The sequence below is a fragment of the Methylococcus sp. S1M genome (assembly GCF_051295855.1).
Taxonomy (GTDB): domain Bacteria; phylum Pseudomonadota; class Gammaproteobacteria; order Methylococcales; family Methylococcaceae; genus Methylococcus; species Methylococcus capsulatus.
Window position 1 is genome coordinate 1 of the sequence record NZ_JBPDXO010000042.1, and the last position, 389, is coordinate 389.

A 389-nucleotide genomic window follows, 5' to 3' on the forward strand; every position below is an offset into this window, starting at 1 on the left:
TATTTCAACTGGCTGCGCCGGCAAGAGGATGGACAGGGCCGCAGCGACCCTACCCAACGTCACAGCGACGAAGCCCTGCTGGCGCACATGCGCGCCATCCACGCCGAGGTCAAGGGCGAATACGGCTGGCCGCGCATGCACAAGGAGCTTGTGGCCCGCGGCATCCGGGTGGGCAAGGAGCGGGTTCGCCGGCTCATGCAGCAGCATGGCATCCACGCCAGGAACAAGCCCAAGTTTGTGGTGACCACCGACAGCGCTCACAGCCTGCCGGTGGCCCCCGACCTGATGCAGCGGCGCTTTACCCCCGAGGCGCCCCATCGGCTCTGGAGCGGCGACATCACCTACATTGCCACCGACGAAGGCTGGCTGTACCTGGCTGCGGTCATCGA

The 389-nt window shown here is 66.3% G+C and carries 1 protein-coding gene; it reads left to right on the forward strand.

What is annotated here, in order from left to right; all coding sequences use genetic code 11:
• On the forward strand, nucleotides 1-389 hold a 389-nt coding region (locus ACSHWJ_RS16005), incomplete at both ends, for an IS3 family transposase (protein WP_432540114.1).